Genomic DNA, 18,731 nt, shown 5'->3' with positions numbered 1-18,731 from the left:
TCCCCCCATGACCGACACCCTGCACCTCGACAAACGCCAACGCGCCATGCTGGCCGAGATGGGCGTGCGCGTGTGGTCGCCCATGTCTGAGGCCGCTGTCATGGGCGCTCCCGCGGTGGAAACCTTGGTGGTCGACACATCCGCTTGCGCACCTGCCGATGTGGTGATGCAAGCCCACGCCGAAGAGGCGCACAGCTTTGCCGCCGCCAGCGAACTGGCCACGCAAGCCATTGCGAACGCCGCAGGCCATGACACCGCAGTGCGGCAAATGCCTGCGCCTGTGGCCAAGGCTGAGTCCGCGCCCATCATCATTCAGCGCCCCGAAGGCATCGACCAAATGGATTGGTCAGCCTTGCACAGCACGGTGTCTGGCTGCCAAGCTTGCGCCTTGTGCGGCTCGCGCAAAAACACCGTGTTTGGTGTGGGCGCGCCTGCAGCAGAGGGGCAAGCCCCGCAGGTGGATTGGCTCATCGTGGGCGAAGCTCCGGGTGAAAACGAAGACTTGCAAGGCGAGCCCTTTGTGGGTCAAGCAGGCAAGCTGCTCGACAACATGTTGGGCGCCATGAAGCTGTCACGCACCGGTGAACGCACGGCAGAGGGCGGTGGTGTGTACATCTCCAACGTACTCAAGTGCCGCACCCCCGGCAACCGCAACCCCAAGCCCGAAGAGGTGGCGCAGTGCCTGTCTTACCTTGAGCGCCAAGTGGCTTTGCTGAAACCCAAGATGATTTTGGCCATGGGTCGCTTTGCGGTGCAGGCCTTGTTGCGCGACACCGTGCCCGAGGTGGAAACCACGCCGCTGGGCAAACTGCGTGGCCGTGTTTACCAGTATCAAAACTTGCCGGTGGTGGTGACGTACCACCCCGCATATGTGTTGCGTAACTTGCCTGAAAAGGCCAAGGTGTGGGCTGATCTTTGTTTGGCGATGGCTCACCTTAAGGGCTCTGAGTAGGTTCTCTCGTTCGTGAGTGCTTCGCGCCGGAGAGGTGGGCGCAGCTTGGGTACCCCAGCATGAGGAACCTGCCCGCGGCCTTTGCCCGCAGCGAGCCCAGCAAAACCCCCAAACAAGCCTTCTAAAATGGGCGCATGACCTTCCTTGACATGCTGAGCGCCGCTGAGCGCCAAAACAACTCCATGCTCTGCGTGGGCCTCGACCCCGAGCCGACCAAGTTTCCAGACCGCATCAAGGGCGACTCGAACAAGATTTACGACTTCTGTGCGGCCATCGTCGATGCCACAGCAGATTTGGTGAACAGCTTCAAGCCTCAAATCGCTTACTTTGCCGCGCACCGTGCCGAAGGCCAGTTGGAACGTTTGATGGAGCACATGCGCCGCGTCGCGCCCCAAGTACCCATCATTTTGGATGCCAAGCGCGGCGACATTGGCAGCACCGCAGAGCAATACGCCATCGAAGCTTTTGAGCGTTATGGCGCCGACGCGGTGACCCTCTCGCCCTTCATGGGTTGGGACTCTGTGGCGCCTTATTTGAAGTACCACGGCAAAGGCGCGTTCTTGCTGTGCCGCACCTCTAACCCCGGTGGTGACGATTTGCAAAACCAACGCCTTGCGTCGGTTGACGGTCAGCCTTTGTTGTACGAACACGTGGCACGTTTGGCCCAAGGCCCTTGGAACCTCAATGGTCAACTGGGCTTGGTGGTGGGCGCGACCTACCCCAAAGAAATTGAACGTGTGCGCGAACTTGCACCCACTGTGCCCTTGCTCATCCCCGGCGTGGGTGCTCAAGGTGGCGATGCGGCGGCCACTGTGAAGGCGGGTTTGCGTGAGCGCGATGGTGCCACCACAGGGCCCATCATCGTCAACTCCTCACGTGCGATTTTGTATGCGTCGAATGGTGACGACTTTGCAGCCGCTGCACGTCGTGTGGCATTGCAAACGCGTGAGCTGCTTCAAGCCTCACGGGCTTGATTCAGCGCACTTGTGGATCAGCCGGCCAACAACTCACGTGGCAGGCTGATGATGAAATCGTTCAAAGTCTTTGAGTCACGGCCAGGGCGCATGTGGGCTGTCATGCAGGTGAATGCAGCCGCGGCATCTCGTTTTTCGAGTGCGTTGACTATTTTTTCGTGCTGCTCGTAAGACGATTTGATGCGGCCTAACGCGCCAAACGCATGGCGCCGATAAGCCCCCGTGCGTGACCGAATGCGCAAGACCTCTTGTCGCAAGAACGAGTTACGGGCGCCCTCGTAAATAATTTCATGAAATTTAAGGTTGGCCTCTTGCCAGCCATCAATGTCTTCTTTGGTCGCCAGTTTCTGGCTGCTGCGGTGTTGTTTTACCAAGGCTTTGATTTCATCGTTGGTCATGCGTTCACATGCCAAGCGAACCACAACGCCTTCCAACTCGGCAAGCAATTCCCAAAGCGAAAGCAGCTGCTGCAAGTTCATTTTTGACACGATGTGACCACCCCGCGGGGTGCTGCTCAAAATGCCTTGCGCTTGAAGCTGAAGCAGTGCCTCACGAACGGGCGTGCGAGAGACCTTGTGCTGCGTGGCCAAGGCTACGTCATCAATGGCATCACCAGGGAGTAGCTCACCCGACGAAATAGCCGATTCAATGCGAAGTCGAATTTGGTCACTGATTTTCATAAACATGCCTAGGTGAAAACGATATTTTAAATTTTCCCTATAAATATATTTAATGAGGTATAAATATACGCATGCAGATTATCCAAATACGCCAAACGCATGTTGACTAGCGCAAACAGGTCACAAGACTTTACCCAATTGGCCAAGCAGACCTTGGTCGAGAACGGTGTCTTGCCGTCTGATGCGTTGTCGCAAGCCACAGGAAAGATGCTGGCACGTCTGGCGACGTCTGAGCCCGTGCCACAAGCTTCGGACGTGGGTGTCACTTACGAAGCCATGCTGCGGAGGTGCGCCCTTGTTTGAGTTGCCCGATCGCATGGTGCAGTTGCAAGCGCAAATTCGCGCAGGGCAAATTTCAATGCAACAAGCGTTGCTTGCACAAGTTGCAAAGGGCCGAGCTTTGCGTGGGCAGTACGCATGCGTGGTCGATGAGTTGCCGATGACCGCCCCTGAGGCAGGGCCTTTGGCGGGAATAGCGTTGGCGCATAAAGATATTTTTGATTTGCAAGGCCGATTGCCTGGATGCGGCGTGCAACATGGCGCTCCCCAAATGGGCCTGCAACCCGCGGCGGCTATCACGGCGCTCGCCAATGCCGGTGCAAGCCAATGGGCCACCTTGGTAATGGCGCCTCATGCCTGTGGCGCGACGGCACAAAACCCACACTTTGCACGTTGCGTCAATCCATTGGATGAGGCTGCGGCTGTGGGAGGGTCGTCAAGTGGTTCAGCCATCGCCGTGGCTGCCGGCATCACGTATGCCGCTTTAGGTACTGATACCGCAGGCTCGGTACGCATTCCTGCGGCGACGTGTGGTTTGATCGGTCTTAAAACCACGCAGGGTGCTGTGAGCACGCAAGGGTGTGCGCCTTTGGCGCCGTCGCTTGACAGTGTGGGTGTTTTGAGCCGCTGGCCACAAGATGCGCGTGAAATTTGGCAGGCGCTATCGCCTCAGTCGTTGCGTGAAACCGTGGTCACGGATGCGGTGTGTCAGGTCTGGCTACCTGGCCGTGGTGTAGACAGTCAAGTGATTCAGGCAATTCGTGAATGGGTTGCACAACTGAATGTGGCCGTTGCTGAGGTCGACATGGCCGCTGAGTTTGAGCAACTCAACCGACACGCGCAACGTGTGTTGTTTTACGAAACCGCGCGCACCCATCGCACGTCGTTGCTGGCGGGTCAAGCAGAACCTGCGGTACAGGCGATTGGCATGCCTGGCTTGGGCGTGCCCGACGCGTGGTACCAAGAGTCGATAGCCGCGCGCGGTGCATTTCTCGAGCAGTTCGTCCAGCGACATTTCAACGACGCAGAATTTTTGATCTTGCCCGCCTTGGGCTGCCTGCTGCCCGATGGGTCTGCGGTAGAGGTTGGCAACCCGGCTTTTGACCGGACCCAGTTGGCTGGCATGCATGCCTTTATGGGGTTTGTGAATTACTTGGGTTTGCCGGCGTTGAATTTGCCGATTGCGCGTGATGCGCGACATCGCCCAATTTGCGTGCAGGTGCTTGCCCGTCCTTTTGCTGAACATCGGTTGCTTGACTTTGCAGAGCAAGCAGAATTAATTTCTCGGGTTACATAAACATGCCAAAAATACAAGCGTCTAGCGCACTCGCGCGGTTCAAGGTGATCGATTTGTCGCGCGTGCGTGCGGGCCCCAACTGTGTGCGTATCCTGACCGACTTTGGTGCGGATGTGATCCGTGTCGAGCCGCCCGAAGGGGTCGACCCGAATGAAGCGATGTTTGCGGCCAACCGCAAAGGCGGGGATTTCCAGAACATCAACCGCAACAAGCGCTCCATGACGCTCAACCTCAAAAAGCCTGGCGCTATGGATGTACTCATGCGCTTGGTCGCCGAGGCGGACGTGGTGGTCGAGAACTGGCGCCCAGATGTGAAGACCCGTTTGGGTCTTGATTACGAGTCTTTGGCCAAGGTCAACCCGCGCATCATCTTGGCGAGTATTTCTGGCTTTGGTCAGGATGGTCCATACGCTTGGCGTCCCGGATTCGATCAAATCATTCAAGGCATGGGGGGCTTGATGAGCGTGACAGGTGAGCCCGAGCACGGCCCCATTCGCGCCGGCTTGGCCGTTGCCGATCTGAGTGCGGGCTTGTACTGCGCCCTCGGTATTTTGGTAGCCCTGTTGGAGCGCGAGGTGTCTGGCAAGGGCCAGTGGGTGCACAGCTCTTTGTTGCATTCACAAATCGCCATGATGGATTTTCAAATGGCGCGCTACCTCAACGACAACGACATACCTGTGCAAGTGGGTAACAACCACCCCACCAGCTCACCGATGGGCTTGTTCGATGCGAACGATGGATGCTTCAATTTAGGCGCGTCTGGTGAAGGCAACTGGAAACGCTTTTGTGATGCATTGGACAAACCTGATTGGTATGCTGATCCCGAATTCCGCACCGAGCCTTTGCGTGTGCAACACCGTGAACGCCTGAATGCACAAATTGCAGTTGAGTTTAAAAAGAACACGGTCAAACATTGGGTCGACTTGCTCAACCAAATTGGCGTTCCCGCTGGTCCCGTTTACACCGTACCTCAAGTGTTTGAAGATGAACAAGTGAAACATTTGAAAGTCACACAATCCTTGATGACAAACTTTGGCAAAGAAATTGCGTACATCACTCAGCCAGTGGTTTTAGAGCGCACACCATCCCAAGTTGTGGCGCCCGCACCTGGATGGGGCGAGCACACGGATGAAGTGTTGCGCGAAGCCGGTTACTCAGACGAAGAGATTCAGCAATTTCACACACAAGAGGTGGTCTAAGCATGGGTGCTATTCATGTCACACACGACGCGCACGTGACCGTGGTCACGATCGACGATGCCGAGCGTTACAACGCCATGAGCTTGTCGATGTGGATTGCGCTCGGCCAAGCGTTTGACGCGATTGAACGTCAGCCGGATGTGCGTGCTGTGATTTTGCGGGGGGCCGGTGAACGTGCGTTTGTGTCCGGCGCCAATATCAGCGAATTTGAAACCCAGCGAAATTCAGACGCATCGGTCGCACACTACAACCAAAGCGTGGCGCAGGCGCAAGAGGCGATCACCCGTTGTCGCGTCCCTGTCATTGCTGCCATCAGTGGCATTTGTTATGGCGGTGGTTTGGGCTTGGCATTGAGCTGCGATTTGCGTTATGCCAGCCCTACATCGAAGTTCCGCATGCCTGCCGCACGCTTGGGCTTGGGCTATGGCTACCAGGGCATGAAAAGCATTGTGCAAAACCTCGGGCCCACAGCGGCGGCAGAAGCTTTTTATACCGCCAAGATCTACAGCGCAGCAGAGGCTGCACACATTGGCATCGTCAACTCGGTGCATGACGATGTGTTCGCGCATTGCGCCGACGTGGCTTTGCAAATTGCACAGAACGCCCCCCTCACGGTTCAAGCCGCCAAGCAAGCCATGCTGTGCATTGCTGATGGCGACACCTCTCAAATCACACGCATCGATCAGGCCGTAGATGCGTGTTTCAAAAGCAGCGACTATGCCGAGGGCCGACTGGCTTTTGCACAGAAGCGGCTACCTCAGTTCACCGGCCATTGAATCAACCACCCCATGGAGAAGAAGATGAAATCTTTAAGAACCCTGCTCACGATTGCGCTGTCATTGACAGCCACCGTTGCTTTGGCTGTGGGGCCCTCCCCCGCGCCCATGAAACAAAAAGAAGTCCTCAGTGTGGGCTTTGTCAAAGTGGGCCACTTGGCGCCTATGCTGATGCTGGAAGAGGAACTCAAGAAGCTCAACATTGAAGTCAAGCGTGCAGAGTTTGTGCGCTACGCCGATGCACGCACCGCGTTGTTATCGGGCTCGGTCGATGTGTCGGCCGTTGGGCCTGGTGACTTGGCCATCGTGGCGGCGCAAGGCAGCAAGAACTTGATTGGTTTGACCGGTGTGGGTAGCTCCAACAAATTTTTGGTGGTGCGCAAAGGCGTGAAGATCGACGAATGGGGTGACATCAATGGCAAGAAAATTGCCATCGCACCCGGATCAGCCGTGTGGTTCCAATGGGCCATGACCTTGATTGAGAAAAACATCCCTTACACCTCGTTCTCACCGGTCAACGTGCAAGGTGGCGGTACCGCATTTGTGCAAGCCATGAAGCGTGGCGACATTGATGCGATGGTGTTGTGGGAGCCCTTTGAATCTCAAGCTGTTGCCGAAGGCGATGCGTATTTCGCTACCAAGCTTGATTACAGCCAGTCACGTTCCGTGGGCGCAGAGTTGGGCATGTTGGCGGCTTCGGGCGAAGCCATGGCGACTAAGAAAGAATTGGTGCGTCGCTTCTTGTGGGCATACCTCAAAGTGGAAGAGCAATTGGCTAAAAACAACGACCAATTTGCAGATGCCTATGCCAAGTACACAGGCCTGCCGCTGAACGTGACCAAAGAATCTGCCAAGATCATCAAGCTCGGTGGCGTGCTCAACAAAGAGCAAGTGGGTCGTTTGGCTGAAGCTGCGTTCAAGCAAGGCATCGTGCAAAAAGACGTGACCAAAGAAGCGGCTGAGCTGTATGACGACAGCATGGCCAAAGAAATCAAGAAGTAAGTGCAAGGACACACCATGAAGACAACGGCACATTTCAAGCAACTGCTGCTCGGACTGGTGGTGCCCACCGCCGTTGTCGTGCTGTGGCAGGTGATGGGCAATATGCCCGGCATGGCCGGCATACTGCCTACGCCTTTGAAGGTGGTTGAGGGGTGGCACGGCTGGATCTTCGGACAAGCCGGTCTGGGCCTCAACCCCTACCTCGGCACGTGGTTGTCCAACGTGGAGTACTCCTCCATGCGAGTGGCCCAGGGCTTTGTGTTGGCTGCACTGGTCGGCGTGCCACTCGGCCTGTTGATTGGTTGGAGCAAGTTCATTTCGCAAATGCTCGACCCCTTGATCCAAAGTCTGCGCCCTATTCCCATCACAGCATGGTTGCCCTTCTCCATCGCCGTGTTTGGTATCCGAGATGTGGGTTCGATCTTTCTCATTTTCCTAGGTGGTTTTTATGCCATCGTAGTCAACGCCACACAAGGCGCACGCGACGTGGACCGTAATTTGGTGCGCGCGGCGTTGATGATGGGCGCGAGCCGCACGCAACTGTTGTACCGCGTCGTGTTGCCAGCGGCCATGCCGTCGATCTTCACAGGTTTACGCATTGGCCTTGGCATTTCGTGGACAGCGGTGATCGTGTCAGAAATGGTGGCCGTCAAATCGGGCTTGGGCTATGTGCTGTGGGACGCCTACTACGTAGGCCGCATGGACATCGTGTTGGCCGACATGGTGTCGATTGGTGCCATGGGTTATATCAGCGATCGCATCATTGTGTTCATCGAACGCAAGGTTCTGGTCTGGCGTATTTTGCAAAGTCACTGAAATTCTTATGTCCAATATCACTGTTCAAGATCTTTGCAAAACTTATCCTGGTCAACCGCCTGTCAAGGCACTTGACCACATTGACCTCGACGTGCCTCCGGGTGAGTTTGTGGCTTTGCTCGGCCCTTCGGGTTGTGGCAAATCTACCTTGCTCAACCTGATTGCCGGTTTCGAGTTGCCCAGCTCGGGCGTCTTGCAGGTCAACCAGCAAGCGGTGCATGCGCCAGGGCCTGAGCGTGGCGTGGTGTTTCAAGAGGCCGCCTTGTTTCCTTGGCTGACGGTATGGGAGAACGTCATCTTTGGTCCGCAAATGCAAGGTCTACCCAAAGCCGAGTACGAAGAGCGTGCCAACGAAATGCTCAGCATCGTCGGTTTGCATGACTTCAAAAATCACTTGCCCGTGCAGCTGTCAGGGGGCATGCGTCAACGCGTGGGCATTGCACGTATCTTGACCTTGGGTTCACGTGTGTTGCTGATGGACGAACCCTTTGGCGCGTTGGATGCGCAGACCCGACTCACCATGCAAGAGCTGTTGTTGTCGGTGTGGCAAAAGCTCAAGCCCACCATCATCTTTGTCACACATGACATTGACGAAGCCATTTTCTTGGCCAGCACCATCTATGTCATGTCTGCACGACCTGGTCGCATCCAATCCAAAATCAATGTGCCCTTGGCGCGTCCCCGCACGGTGGCTGACACGGCGAGTGAGGCTTTCAGCGCCATGAAGCTCGACATTCTCAACCTCATCCGACACACGCATGGCTAATCCTCGCATCCCTTATCGGTTTTCTAACGAAGGCCCACAGCTGGCGGCGCCCAAAGAAGGTGCCATCTTGGTTCATTTGGTGGTCAACGTGGAGCACTGGCAGTTTGATGCCAGCATGCCGCGCACCATCATCACGCCGCCACATGGCAAAGAAACCGTGCCTGACGTGCCCAACTTCAGTTGGGTCGACTACGGTATGCGCGCAGGCTTGCCGCGCATCATCAATGCCATACACAGCCGTGGCTTGCCTGCCTCCACCAGCTTTAACGCGGGTGTGATTCAAGCCTATCCACGTGCGGCAGAAGCCATGCACCAAGCCGGCTGGGAATTCATCGGTCATGGCGTGCATCAAAAGGCGCTCAACCATGCGGAGGGCGAAGAGGCATTGATCGCGACCAGCTTGGACATGATCGAGTCGTTCACGGGCAAACGCCCCAAAGGTTGGCTAAGCCCGGGCTTGAGGGAGTCGCTAGACACCCCCGACATTTTGAAGAAGTTGGGCGTTGAGTACGTGTTCGATTGGGTGGTGGACGATGTGCCGCATTGGATGCACACCAAGAACGGCCCACTCATGTCCTTGCCTTACAACCTCGAAGTCAACGACTCCATCATCTACGCGATTGAGAAACATGCGTCAGACGAAATGTTCCAACGCTTGTCCAACACCTTGCGCTTGTTCAAGCGTGAATGTGCGATCCAACCACGGGTGCTGTCGCTTGGCTTGCATCCGCATTTGATCGGTGTGCCGCACCGTTTCGAGAGCTTCGAAAGAATGCTCGACCTTTTGATGGCAACGCCTGAGGTGTGTTTTGTCACCGGCGAAAAAATGGCCCAGTGGTATTCGGCCCAAGTGCCAGCCCCAACTCACTGACCCCAACTTCACAAAGAGAGCCGACAATGAATTTAGAACTGACAGGACAGCGCGTCCTTATCACGGGTGGATCCAAAGGCATTGGCTTGGCGATTGCGCAAGCGTTCGCTGCCGAAGGCGCCAAGCCTGTTTTGGTGTCGCGTGATCGCGCCAACTTGGCCCATGCGGTGCAAGCCATTGAAGCTGCACACCACATCACTCCCGAGGTGTTTGAGGCTGATTTGGGCTTGCCTGGTTCCGCGGAAAAGTTATGTCAACAGGTGGGTGATATTGATGTGTTGGTGAACAATGCGGGCGCGATTCCAGGCGGCAACATCCACGACATCACCGAAGAGCGCTGGCGTCAGGCATGGGAGCTCAAGCTCTACAGCTACATCAACCTGACGCGCGCATATTTGCCCAGCATGGAAAAACGCGGCAAGGGTGTGATTGCCAACATCATTGGCATGGCGGGTGCCGCGCCGCGTTATGAGTACATCTGCGGCTCAGCGGCCAATGCGGCGCTCATCGCTTTTACCCAAGGTCTGGGCGGTGGCACGGTGCGTCAAGGTGTGCGCGTGTTCGGTATCAACCCTTCACCCACCCGCAGTGACCGCATGCAGGGCATGTTGCAGCAGCAAGCCACCACCAAGTTGGGAGACGCCTCGCGTTGGCATGAACTGACCTTGGCTTTGCCGTTTGGTCGTCTGGCCGAACCCGATGAGATTGCCAAGTTGACAGCCTTTTGTGCTTCACCGTTGTGCGGCTATCTGAGCGGCAGTGTCATCAACGTAGACGGTGGCCAAATGTTCACCACACCGAGCAAATAAACCATGAGCCGAAATGATTTCCCCGAATTGCGCGAAGGCGTGCGTCAAGTTGTGTCAGCGTTTGACTCACGCTACTGGCAAGAGATAGACGAGGCTAGGGCGTTTCCTGAAAAGTTTGTCACCGCCTTGACCGATGCAGGTTGGTTGTCGGCCCTGATTCCTGAGGAATACGGCGGGTCCAACTTGAGCCTGACCGAGGCCAGCGTGATCATGGAAGAGATCAACCGTGCTGGCGGCAATTCAGGCGCCTGCCATGGCCAGATGTACGTGATGGGTTGTGTCGTGCGTCATGGTTCAAAAGCGCAAAAAGAAGCCCTGTTGCCCAAGATTGCTTCAGGTGAGTTGCGCATGCAGTCGATGGCGGTGACGGAGCCAACCACGGGCTCGGACACCACCCAGCTCAAAACAGTCGCGGTGCGCCAAGGTGACCACTATGTGGTCAATGGCCAAAAGGTGTGGACCTCACGGTTGCAGCACTCCGACTACATGTTGCTGTTGGCCCGCACCACACCGCTGTCTGAAGTGAAGAAAAAGTCAGAAGGTTTATCGGTGTTCTTGGTGGACTTGCGTGAAGAGGTCGGCAAGACCATCACGGTCAAACCCATTCGCAACATGGTCAACCATGAGACGAATGAAATCTTCATCGACAACTTGCGTATCCCTGTCGAGAACCGCATTGGCGAAGAAGGCCTGGGCTTGAAATACATTCTGGATGGGTTGAATGCCGAGCGCATTTTGATCGCGGCTGAATGTATCGGTGACGGCTATTGGTTTGTTGACCGAGCCACCCAGTATGCAAAGGAACGCGTGGTGTTTGGCCGCGCGATTGCGCACAACCAGGGCATTCAATTTCCGATTGCCAAAGCGCACATCAACGTCGAAGCGGCCAGCTTGATGCGCTATGAAGCCGCGCGTTTGTTCGATGCCGGTCTGCCGTGCGGGGCCGAGGCCAATATGTCTAAATTGCTTGCAGCCGATGCGTCGTGGGAAGCCGCCAATGTGTGTTTGCAAACGCACGGTGGATTTGGCTTTGCCGCCGAGTACGACATTGAGCGCAAATTCCGCGAGACACGTCTCTACCAAGTGGCACCGATCTCGACCAATTTGATCTTGTCTTATGTGGGCGAGCACGTGTTGGGCATGCCTAAATCTTATTGAGCGCACACACCATGGCCTACCTCCAATTGCCGACTTACACAACGCTTGAATGCACACAGGTGTCAGACCACGTGTTGCAGGTGTGTCTCAACCGTCCAGAGGTAGGCAATGCACTGAACACGCAGATGGGTGTCGATTTGCTGGATCTGTGGGTGCGCCTGACCGATGTGCCTGGTGATCTGCGTTGCGTGGTGTTGACGGGTGCAGGCGCCAAAATATTTTGTGGCGGCGGTGACTTGAAAGAGCGCAACGGCATGACGCCGCAAGCGTGGCAATACCAGCATGAGATTTTTGAGCGCTTGTATTGGGCATTGATTGATTTGCCATTGCCTGTCATTGGCGCCATCAATGGCCATGCCTATGGCGGTGGTTTGGAGATGGCGTTGTGCTGTGACTTTTTGTACGCGAGCCAAGACGCACGTTTTGCGCTGCCCGAGGTCACCTTGGGCATCATGCCTGGCATGGGCGGTACGCAAAATTTACCGCGCGCTTTGGGCGAGCGACGCGCCAAAGAATTGGCGCTGACAGGCCGTCCTTTCAGCGCTGAACAGGCCTTGGCATGGGGCTTGGTCAACCAAGTGGCTGCACCTGATGCTGTCTTGGCATTGGCGCTAGAGACGGCGCAACGCATTGCCGCCAATGCGCCTTTGTCCGTGCGACAGATCAAGAAGTCAATCCGTTACGGCGGACAAATGGAGCTGCGCACCGCATATCGGTTTGAGGTGGAGGCCTACAACCGCCTCGTGGACACCGACGACCGCCGCGAAGGTGTGGCAGCCTTTAACGACAAGCGCCCACCGGTTTTCAAAGGCCGCTGAGTCATGCAAAGGCTTGGGCTAGAAGCCATCAAAGGGCCTTCTTGGACCGAGCAGTTGTTGGCCTTGCAAGGCCGCCCCATCAGCGACACCGACCGCAGCCGCGCGGCATTGCATCTGCTGGACTGGTTTGGGTGTGTGTTGCTCGGTCACGCTTCTCCGGCTGGTGCCGCTTTGAACCGCTGGGCCGCACAGACCGCGGCGGGACCGTGTTGGACCGCGAGTGGTTTGCAGTTGCACAGCGAAGCTGCTGCATTGGTCAACGGTGGGTTAGGCAACATCGATGAGTTGGACGACTTGCACCGTGCTGCTGTGGTGCATCCGGCTGACACCATCATCGCGGCAGCGTTAGCTGTTGCACAGCGTGAACAAGCCACGCCGCATGCGCTGCTTGATGCGGTGGTGCGTGGCTATGAGGTGGCCATCCGTGTTGGCTTGTTAGCGGGGACTGCGCATTACCAGCATTGGTACAGCACAGCCACATGTGGGGTGTTTGGCGCAGCCACGGCCAGTGCAAGTTTGTTGCAGCTTGATGCCACACAAGCCATGCATGCTTTGGCGCAGGCTGGTATGCAAGCCAGTGGGGTGTGGCAATGTCGCTTAGAACCCGGTTTTTCTAAACAGTTGGCTGTGGGGCGCAGTGCGCAATCGGGCGTCATGGCGGCTGACTTGGCTGCGGCTGGTTTGGTCGGACCTCGTCATATCTTGGAGGGCGAACATGGCTGGTTTGCTGCGACCGGCAGTCGCCCGAATGTACGGCGCGCAAAGGCTGTGCTCACGCCAAAGCCAAATGCGCCGTGGCTGATACACGAAGTCAGCTTCAAACCTTGGCCTGCTTGCCGCCATGTTCACCCGGCCATTGCGTGTGCTGTGCGGTTGCACGCGCAAGTGCCAGATGTGAGCCAGATCAACCGCATCGAAATCCAGACCTACCAAACCGCGGTGGCGTTTGCCAATCAACCACACCCGAATACGCGCCAACAAGCGCGCTTCAGTTTGCAACACGGCGTGGCGGTGGGCTTGCTGAGGGGCGATTTTGGTTTGGACGACACGCAACCTAAATGCCTGGCGCAACCCACCTTGGCACGTTTGCGCGCCTGCACCCATGTCAGTGCAGTGTCGCGCTGGAGTCGAGCCTACCCAGCGCACTACGGCGCTCAAGTTCGTGTCTGGTTACGCAACGGTGCGGTGTTGCACACCCAGGTGTCAGATGCACCCGGCGACCCAGAAAGTCCGATGTCTGATGCGATGGTGGTAACGAAAGCGCAACGTCTGATGCAGGCCGCAGGTTACTCGCCGCAGGCCGTGGCCAGGGTGCTTGCCGCTTGCGCGGCGTTGCCGCAAGCGGCGTCGACGGATGATTTATGGCGTGCCTTGCGCCACCTCAACACCGCCTAAATGTGTTCAGCTTGTGATGCGCGCGCTGGCCACAGCACAGAGGCGATGGCCGCGACCACCAGCAACACCGCCAGCCAGTCTTGCCAGTGCAACACCTCGCCCAGCCACCACGCGCCTGCGAATACGCCAAGGACAGGGATGAACATCACGCTCAAACTCGATGCCAACGGTGGCAAGCTGCGCGCCAAACTTAGCCACGCGGCTTGTGCAAATACAAAGACGCCAATGGCGTTGTAAATGATGGAGCCCCAAGTGTGGGCAGGAGGCATAGCCCAACGGTCCATTTCAAACACAACGGCCAGCGCACTCATCACCACAGCTGTCATGCCGGTCATCCAAAACACAATCGTGAGGGTGGGCACCGTCATCTTGGTGTGACGAATCTGTTGTGTGCCCAAGGCCCAAGACGCTGCCGCTAACAAAGCGATCAAAACGCCCAAGGGCTTTCCGGATAGATGTGCCAACTCGTGCCACAACAAGAGCATGGCGGCCAAGGCGGCCAATGCCACGCCCAACCAAGCACGAGGGCGCAGCGGTGATTTAAAAAACAAAACACCCATCACCGCTGAAAAAATTGGCATGGTGTAGCCCAAGATTGCCGCGCGTCCACTCGACAAATCTTGTACCGCCAAAATGATCAACACATGCCAAACAAACATATTGCTGACGGCCAAAAGCACCAATTCCCGCCACTCGTGACGCGGCACTTTGAATGGCACTTTCATACGCAGCAACACGAGGCCCAACAAGGGCCAGCCGATCCACATGGAAATGCTGCGAAAGGTAATGGCGGGATAGCCCGTCACGCCAATTTTCAAGATGGGCCAGTTCATGCCCCAAACCAAAGTCAGGATGACGAGGGTCAGTAACTGTTTGCGGGTAAGACTGTGTAGGGCTGACATGGTGTGCATGGTAAAGCTTCTGGGTGCGCGAACAAGACGTATAGGTCTTGCAGGTTCAAGCCGCTGGCGTACCGAAGCGTTCACGCAGATAAGCCACGATAGTGTTCGAGTCTTGCAGCCAACGTGTTTGACCGTTTACTTCGGTGATCTTCAGGCATGGCACTTTGGTAGCACTGCTGCCTTGCAGCAGTGCGTCACGATTGGATGCATTGTGTTGCGCATCACGCTTTTCAATCGGCAGCGACAAGCGGCGCATTTCTTGGCGCACCTTGATGCAAAACGGGCAGGTGTTGAACTGGTACAGCGCCAAGCTTTGGCATTCCAGCTCAACCGCAGCTTGTGCCGCAGCGTCGCGCTGCACGCCCTTAGGCTGGGTGAGGCGCTCTTTGAGCAGCATGACGGGGCCCAGCACGAGGCGCAGGGTTTTGAAGAAGGCACGGATGACAGGTTTCATGGGGGTGAATGGTAAGGCTTGAGACGGGATCAGCCGTGTGGTCGTGGACAATGGCGTTTTTCATTCAAAGCCTAGCCATGCAGATCATCCAAGACACGGCCGTCACTATCAAATACCAAGTCACCTCACCCGCAGGCAAGCCTTTGGACTCGGGGCACTTGTCGTATCTGCACGGCGGCTACGAAAACATTTTTCCCAAGGTCGAAGGAGCCCTTAATGGTCAAGCCGTTGGCTTTGCAGTCAAGCTGGATTTGAGCGCGGAAGACGCCTTTGGCGAACGCGACGAATCGTTGGTGCGCGTCATTCCTAAAGCCGAATTTCCACCGGGCGTGAAAGTGGGCGGCCAGCTGCAAGGCGCAGGCGACGACGGGCAGCCACGTGTATTCAACGTGGTGAAGATCAAAGGGCCCGAAGTGCATCTAGACGGCAACCATGAGTTGGCGGGCCAAGCGCTGCGTTTCAGCTGCACCGTGACGGATGTGCGCGCCGCCACGGCTGAAGAAATTGCCCATCGCCATGTGCATGGCGCGCATGGGCATCAGCATTAAATCAGCTGGCTAGCAAGCGCTTCAAGTACTTGCCGGTAAAGCTGGCAGGGTTGGCCGCCAAATCTTCGGGTGTGCCAACGCCCACGACCATGCCGCCGCCCGAGCCGCCTTCAGGCCCCATGTCAATCAGCCAATCAGCGGTTTTGATGACATCAAGGTTGTGCTCAATGATGACGATGGTGTTGCCTGCATCGCGCAGGTGTTGCAGCACTTTCAGCAGCAGCGCAATGTCGGCAAAGTGCAGGCCCGTGGTGGGTTCGTCCAAGATGTAGAGCGTGCGGCCTGTGTCGCGTTTGCTGAGCTCCAAGGCCAGTTTCACGCGTTGCGCTTCACCGCCCGAAAGGGTGGTGGCGGCTTGGCCGAGTTGCAGGTAGGACAGGCCCACGTCCATCAAGGTTTGTAGCTTGCGTGCGATGTTGGGCACGGCGTTGAAGAACTGCAAGGCAGCTTCCACCGTCAGATCTAAAACCTGTGCAATGTTTTTGCCCTTGTACATCACCTCTAGCGTTTCGCGGTTGTAGCGCAAGCCGTGGCACACGTCGCAGGGCACGTACACATCGGGCAAGAAGTGCATTTCCACTTTGACCATGCCGTCGCCTTGGCAGGCTTCGCAACGGCCGCCGCCTGAGCCTGCGGCCACGTTGAAGCTGAAGCGCCCCGGGCCGTAGCCGCGTTCGCGGGCCATGGGCACTTCGGCCATCAGCTCGCGAATGGGCGTGAACAGGCCGGTGTACGTGGCTGGGTTGCTACGCGGTGTGCGGCCAATGGGCGACTGGTCGACGTTGATGACTTTGTCGAAATAGTCGAGGCCGGTGATTTCGTCGTGCGCTGCTGGCTCGTCGTGCGCACGGTGAATGGTGTGCGCGGCGGCTGTGTACAGCGTGTCGTTGACCAGGGTGGATTTGCCCGAGCCCGACACGCCCGTGACGCAGGTGAGCAAGCCCACGGGGAAATCGGCGGTCACGTTTTTCAAGTTGTTGCCACGTGCTCCACGGATGCGAATCACTTGGTGTTCCGACGCATCTTTGTGCAGCTTGCGTTGGAACTTCAGCTCTTCGGCTTCCACAGGCAAGAAGGCATTGCGTTTGGCAGGCACGTCGATGCGCAACGCTTGCGCAAGGTAACGGCCCGTCAGTGAATTGGGGTTGGCCTCCACTTCGGCAGGCGTGCCGCTGGCCATCACTTGGCCGCCATGCACGCCCGCGCCGGGGCCCATGTCCACGCAGAAGTCTGCGGCACGAATCATGTCTTCGTCGTGCTCGACCACGATCACGCTGTTGCCGATGTTGCGCAGGTGTTTGAGGGTGTCGATGAGTCGGTCGTTGTCGCGCTGGTGCAGGCCGATGCTGGGCTCGTCCAAGACGTACATCACACCGGTGAGGCCCGAGCCAATTTGGCTGGCCAAACGAATGCGTTGTGCTTCGCCGCCCGACAGCGTGTCGGCGCTGCGGTCGAGGCTGAGGTAGTTCAGGCCCACGTCGTTCAAGAACTTTAAGCGTGAGGCGATTTCGCGCACCACTTTGTCGGCAATTTCGGCTTTGGCACCTTGCAGTTGCAGGGTGTTGAAGTAGCCAAAACATTCGCCCAGCGTGGTGTGGCTGATGTCAAAAATGCCGCGCATTTGCGCGCCTTCGCCAATGCGCACGTTGCGGGCTTCGCGACGCAGGCGTGTGCCACCGCATGAGGTGCAGGCACGCACGCCACGGTAGCGAGAGAGATCTTCGCGCACCACTGTGGAGTCGGTCTCGCGGTAGCGGCGCTCCATGTTGACCAAGATGCCTTCGAAGGGGTGCTTCTTGCTCAGCTTTTTGCCAGAGCCGTTTTCAAGGCTGTAGTTGAATTTGATTTCTTCTTCGCCCGAGCCATACAACAGCACTTGGCGCACTTCGGGGCTCAGGTCTTCATACGGTGCATCAAGGTCAAACTTGTAGTGCTTGGCCAAGCTCTCGAGCATCGTGAAGTAATGCGCGTTGCGGCGGTCCCAGCCTTTGATGGCGCCGCTGCCTAAGCTGAGTGACGGAAACGCCACCACGCGTGCTGGGTCGAAATAGTCTTGGTGACCCAAGCCGTCACATGAGGGGCAAGCGCCCACGGGTGAGTTGAACGAGAACAAACGGGGTTCGAGTTCGCTGATGGAATACGAGCACTGTGGGCAAGAAAACTTCGCGTTGAACGCGTGCTCCACGCCTGTGTCCATCTCTAGCGCGATGGCGCGGCCTTCGGCCAAGCGCAGCGCGGCTTCAAAGCTCTCGGCCAAACGCTGGCGCAAGCCGGGCGGAGGTGCAGCCACGGCAATGTCGCCGATGCTGGGCGCGGCCACAGGGGCGGGGGCAGCTGGCGCTTCGTGGCGCACTTTGATGCGGTCCACCACCACGTCGATGTCGTGTTTCTCGGTTTTCTTCAGCTCGGGCAGTTCGTCGTATTCGTACACCTTGCCCTCGATGCGAAAGCGCACATACCCCTGCGCTTGCAGCTGCGTGAAGATTTCGCTGTACTCGCCCTTGCGGTTGCGCGCGATGGGCGCGAGCAGCATGAGCTTGGTGTCTTCGGGCAGGGCCATGACGGCGTCCACCATTTGCGACACGCTTTGCGCTTGCAGCGCCAAGTTGTGGTCGGGGCAATAGGGCGTGCCCGCGCGGGCAAACAGCAAGCGCAGGTAGTCGTGAATTTCGGTCACCGTGCCCACGGTGGAGCGCGGGTTGTGGCTGGTGGCTTTTTGCTCAATGCTGATGGCGGGCGACAGGCCTTCAATCAGATCCACATCGGGCTTGTCCAAGCGGCCCAAAAACTGGCGGGCGTAGGCCGAGAGGCTTTCCACATAGCGGCGCTGGCCTTCAGCGTACAGCGTGTCAAACGCGAGGCTGGATTTGCCCGAGCCCGACAAACCCGTGATCACCACCAGCTGGTTACGCGGAATGTCGAGGTCGATGTTTTTCAGGTTGTGCGTGCGCGCCCCGCGAATGCTGATATTTCGCATGGCGGAGGGGTGGTTCAGGGCAAGGCCAAGGTAGGCGCCGTCATCGGTGGGTTTGTTC

19 protein-coding genes are annotated in these 18,731 nt (G+C 57.3%); 15 read left to right on the top strand and 4 right to left on the bottom strand.

Annotated elements, in window-relative coordinates; genetic code table 11:
- Positions 1-7: 7 nt before the first annotated feature.
- A complete protein-coding gene (locus B9Z44_RS06780; RefSeq protein ID WP_108402011.1) occupies positions 8-952 on the top strand; it encodes a uracil-DNA glycosylase in 945 nt (314 codons plus the stop codon).
- Positions 953-1,086: 134 nt separating this feature from the next.
- On the top strand, positions 1,087-1,926 hold the full coding sequence (gene pyrF / locus B9Z44_RS06775; RefSeq protein WP_211308691.1) for an orotidine-5'-phosphate decarboxylase: 840 nt from the start codon (positions 1,087-1,089) through the stop codon (positions 1,924-1,926).
- A gap of 17 nt (positions 1,927-1,943) precedes the next feature.
- Here the strand turns inward: pyrF and B9Z44_RS06770 are convergent, their stop codons facing one another.
- Positions 1,944-2,606, bottom strand: coding sequence for a GntR family transcriptional regulator (locus tag B9Z44_RS06770; RefSeq protein WP_108359384.1), 663 nt, complete (start codon positions 2,604-2,606; stop codon positions 1,944-1,946).
- Between the two features lie 99 nt (positions 2,607-2,705).
- On the opposite strand from B9Z44_RS06770, the gene B9Z44_RS15160 reads away from it, so the two are divergent.
- From B9Z44_RS15160 to B9Z44_RS06715, 12 genes are read left to right on the top strand one after another with little or no spacing between them, the layout of a single operon-like run.
- A complete protein-coding gene (locus tag B9Z44_RS15160; RefSeq protein ID WP_158268556.1) occupies positions 2,706-2,909 on the top strand; it encodes a hypothetical protein in 204 nt (67 codons plus the stop codon).
- Complete coding sequence (locus B9Z44_RS06765; RefSeq protein ID WP_170108479.1) at positions 2,902-4,182, top strand: amidase; 1,281 nt, start codon at positions 2,902-2,904, stop codon at positions 4,180-4,182. The genes B9Z44_RS15160 and B9Z44_RS06765 overlap by 8 nt, the downstream gene beginning before the upstream one ends.
- Positions 4,183-4,184: 2 nt before the next feature.
- Positions 4,185-5,381, top strand: a complete 1,197-nt coding sequence (locus B9Z44_RS06760; protein WP_108359382.1) for a CaiB/BaiF CoA transferase family protein — start codon at positions 4,185-4,187, stop codon at positions 5,379-5,381.
- 2 nt (positions 5,382-5,383) lie between these two features.
- Entirely contained in the window at positions 5,384-6,157 is a 774-nt protein-coding gene (locus B9Z44_RS06755) for an enoyl-CoA hydratase (RefSeq protein WP_108359381.1), read from the top strand.
- A gap of 24 nt (positions 6,158-6,181) precedes the next feature.
- Positions 6,182-7,159 (top strand): ABC transporter substrate-binding protein, encoded by a 978-nt coding sequence (locus B9Z44_RS06750; protein ID WP_108402836.1) that lies wholly within the window; start codon positions 6,182-6,184, stop codon positions 7,157-7,159.
- Between the two features lie 15 nt (positions 7,160-7,174).
- Positions 7,175-7,975, top strand: a complete 801-nt coding sequence (locus tag B9Z44_RS06745) for an ABC transporter permease (RefSeq protein ID WP_108359618.1) — start codon at positions 7,175-7,177, stop codon at positions 7,973-7,975.
- A gap of 7 nt (positions 7,976-7,982) precedes the next feature.
- A complete protein-coding gene (locus tag B9Z44_RS06740) occupies positions 7,983-8,741 on the top strand; it encodes an ABC transporter ATP-binding protein (RefSeq protein ID WP_108402009.1) in 759 nt (252 codons plus the stop codon).
- A complete protein-coding gene (locus B9Z44_RS06735) occupies positions 8,734-9,612 on the top strand; it encodes a polysaccharide deacetylase family protein (protein WP_108402008.1) in 879 nt (292 codons plus the stop codon). The genes B9Z44_RS06740 and B9Z44_RS06735 overlap by 8 nt, the downstream gene beginning before the upstream one ends.
- Positions 9,613-9,638: 26 nt before the next feature.
- Positions 9,639-10,421 carry an SDR family oxidoreductase gene (locus B9Z44_RS06730; RefSeq protein ID WP_108402007.1) on the top strand — a complete coding sequence of 261 codons (783 nt, stop codon included), beginning with the start codon at positions 9,639-9,641 and terminating at the stop codon, positions 10,419-10,421.
- A gap of 3 nt (positions 10,422-10,424) precedes the next feature.
- Positions 10,425-11,579, top strand: a complete 1,155-nt coding sequence (locus B9Z44_RS06725) for an acyl-CoA dehydrogenase family protein (protein WP_108359377.1) — start codon at positions 10,425-10,427, stop codon at positions 11,577-11,579.
- A gap of 11 nt (positions 11,580-11,590) precedes the next feature.
- Positions 11,591-12,397 carry an enoyl-CoA hydratase/isomerase family protein gene (locus B9Z44_RS06720; protein ID WP_108402835.1) on the top strand — a complete coding sequence of 269 codons (807 nt, stop codon included), beginning with the start codon at positions 11,591-11,593 and terminating at the stop codon, positions 12,395-12,397.
- A gap of 3 nt (positions 12,398-12,400) precedes the next feature.
- Positions 12,401-13,792 carry an MmgE/PrpD family protein gene (locus tag B9Z44_RS06715; protein WP_108402006.1) on the top strand — a complete coding sequence of 464 codons (1,392 nt, stop codon included), beginning with the start codon at positions 12,401-12,403 and terminating at the stop codon, positions 13,790-13,792.
- Here B9Z44_RS06715 and B9Z44_RS06710 read toward each other — a convergent pair.
- Entirely contained in the window at positions 13,789-14,694 is a 906-nt protein-coding gene (locus B9Z44_RS06710) for a DMT family transporter (protein WP_108402834.1), read from the bottom strand. The two genes, B9Z44_RS06715 and B9Z44_RS06710, sit on opposite strands and share 4 nt — an antisense overlap.
- 55 nt (positions 14,695-14,749) lie before the next feature.
- The gene (locus tag B9Z44_RS06705) at positions 14,750-15,148 is read right to left on the bottom strand and encodes a glutaredoxin family protein (protein ID WP_108359375.1); all 399 of its coding nucleotides are present in this window, start codon (positions 15,146-15,148) and stop codon (positions 14,750-14,752) included.
- A 77-nt stretch (positions 15,149-15,225) separates the two neighbouring features.
- On the opposite strand from B9Z44_RS06705, the gene B9Z44_RS06700 reads away from it, so the two are divergent.
- Entirely contained in the window at positions 15,226-15,696 is a 471-nt protein-coding gene (locus tag B9Z44_RS06700) for an FKBP-type peptidyl-prolyl cis-trans isomerase (RefSeq protein ID WP_108359615.1), read from the top strand.
- A 1-nt stretch (position 15,697) separates the two neighbouring features.
- On the opposite strand, the gene uvrA is transcribed toward B9Z44_RS06700, so the two are convergent.
- Positions 15,698-18,673 (bottom strand): excinuclease ABC subunit UvrA, encoded by a 2,976-nt coding sequence (gene uvrA / locus B9Z44_RS06695; protein ID WP_108402833.1) that lies wholly within the window; start codon positions 18,671-18,673, stop codon positions 15,698-15,700.
- Positions 18,674-18,731 lie beyond the last annotated feature (58 nt).

Source organism: Limnohabitans curvus, assembly GCF_003063475.1.
Taxonomy (GTDB): domain Bacteria; phylum Pseudomonadota; class Gammaproteobacteria; order Burkholderiales; family Burkholderiaceae_C; genus Limnohabitans; species Limnohabitans curvus.
This window is presented reverse-complemented; position numbering and strand designations above follow the sequence as displayed.

Coding starts and splice junctions, on each gene's coding strand:
- B9Z44_RS06780 (WP_108402011.1), top strand. CDS start 8: ATGACCGACACCCTGCACCTCGACAAACGCCAACGCGCCATGCTGGCC.
- pyrF (WP_211308691.1), top strand. CDS start 1,087: ATGACCTTCCTTGACATGCTGAGCGCCGCTGAGCGCCAAAACAACTCC.
- B9Z44_RS06770 (WP_108359384.1), bottom strand. CDS start 2,606: ATGAAAATCAGTGACCAAATTCGACTTCGCATTGAATCGGCTATTTCG.
- B9Z44_RS15160 (WP_158268556.1), top strand. CDS start 2,706: ATGTTGACTAGCGCAAACAGGTCACAAGACTTTACCCAATTGGCCAAG.
- B9Z44_RS06760 (WP_108359382.1), top strand. CDS start 4,185: ATGCCAAAAATACAAGCGTCTAGCGCACTCGCGCGGTTCAAGGTGATC.
- B9Z44_RS06755 (WP_108359381.1), top strand. CDS start 5,384: ATGGGTGCTATTCATGTCACACACGACGCGCACGTGACCGTGGTCACG.
- B9Z44_RS06750 (WP_108402836.1), top strand. CDS start 6,182: ATGAAATCTTTAAGAACCCTGCTCACGATTGCGCTGTCATTGACAGCC.
- B9Z44_RS06745 (WP_108359618.1), top strand. CDS start 7,175: ATGAAGACAACGGCACATTTCAAGCAACTGCTGCTCGGACTGGTGGTG.
- B9Z44_RS06740 (WP_108402009.1), top strand. CDS start 7,983: ATGTCCAATATCACTGTTCAAGATCTTTGCAAAACTTATCCTGGTCAA.
- B9Z44_RS06735 (WP_108402008.1), top strand. CDS start 8,734: ATGGCTAATCCTCGCATCCCTTATCGGTTTTCTAACGAAGGCCCACAG.
- B9Z44_RS06730 (WP_108402007.1), top strand. CDS start 9,639: ATGAATTTAGAACTGACAGGACAGCGCGTCCTTATCACGGGTGGATCC.
- B9Z44_RS06725 (WP_108359377.1), top strand. CDS start 10,425: ATGAGCCGAAATGATTTCCCCGAATTGCGCGAAGGCGTGCGTCAAGTT.
- B9Z44_RS06720 (WP_108402835.1), top strand. CDS start 11,591: ATGGCCTACCTCCAATTGCCGACTTACACAACGCTTGAATGCACACAG.
- B9Z44_RS06715 (WP_108402006.1), top strand. CDS start 12,401: ATGCAAAGGCTTGGGCTAGAAGCCATCAAAGGGCCTTCTTGGACCGAG.
- B9Z44_RS06710 (WP_108402834.1), bottom strand. CDS start 14,694: ATGTCAGCCCTACACAGTCTTACCCGCAAACAGTTACTGACCCTCGTC.
- B9Z44_RS06705 (WP_108359375.1), bottom strand. CDS start 15,148: ATGAAACCTGTCATCCGTGCCTTCTTCAAAACCCTGCGCCTCGTGCTG.
- B9Z44_RS06700 (WP_108359615.1), top strand. CDS start 15,226: ATGCAGATCATCCAAGACACGGCCGTCACTATCAAATACCAAGTCACC.
- uvrA (WP_108402833.1), bottom strand. CDS start 18,673: ATGCGAAATATCAGCATTCGCGGGGCGCGCACGCACAACCTGAAAAAC.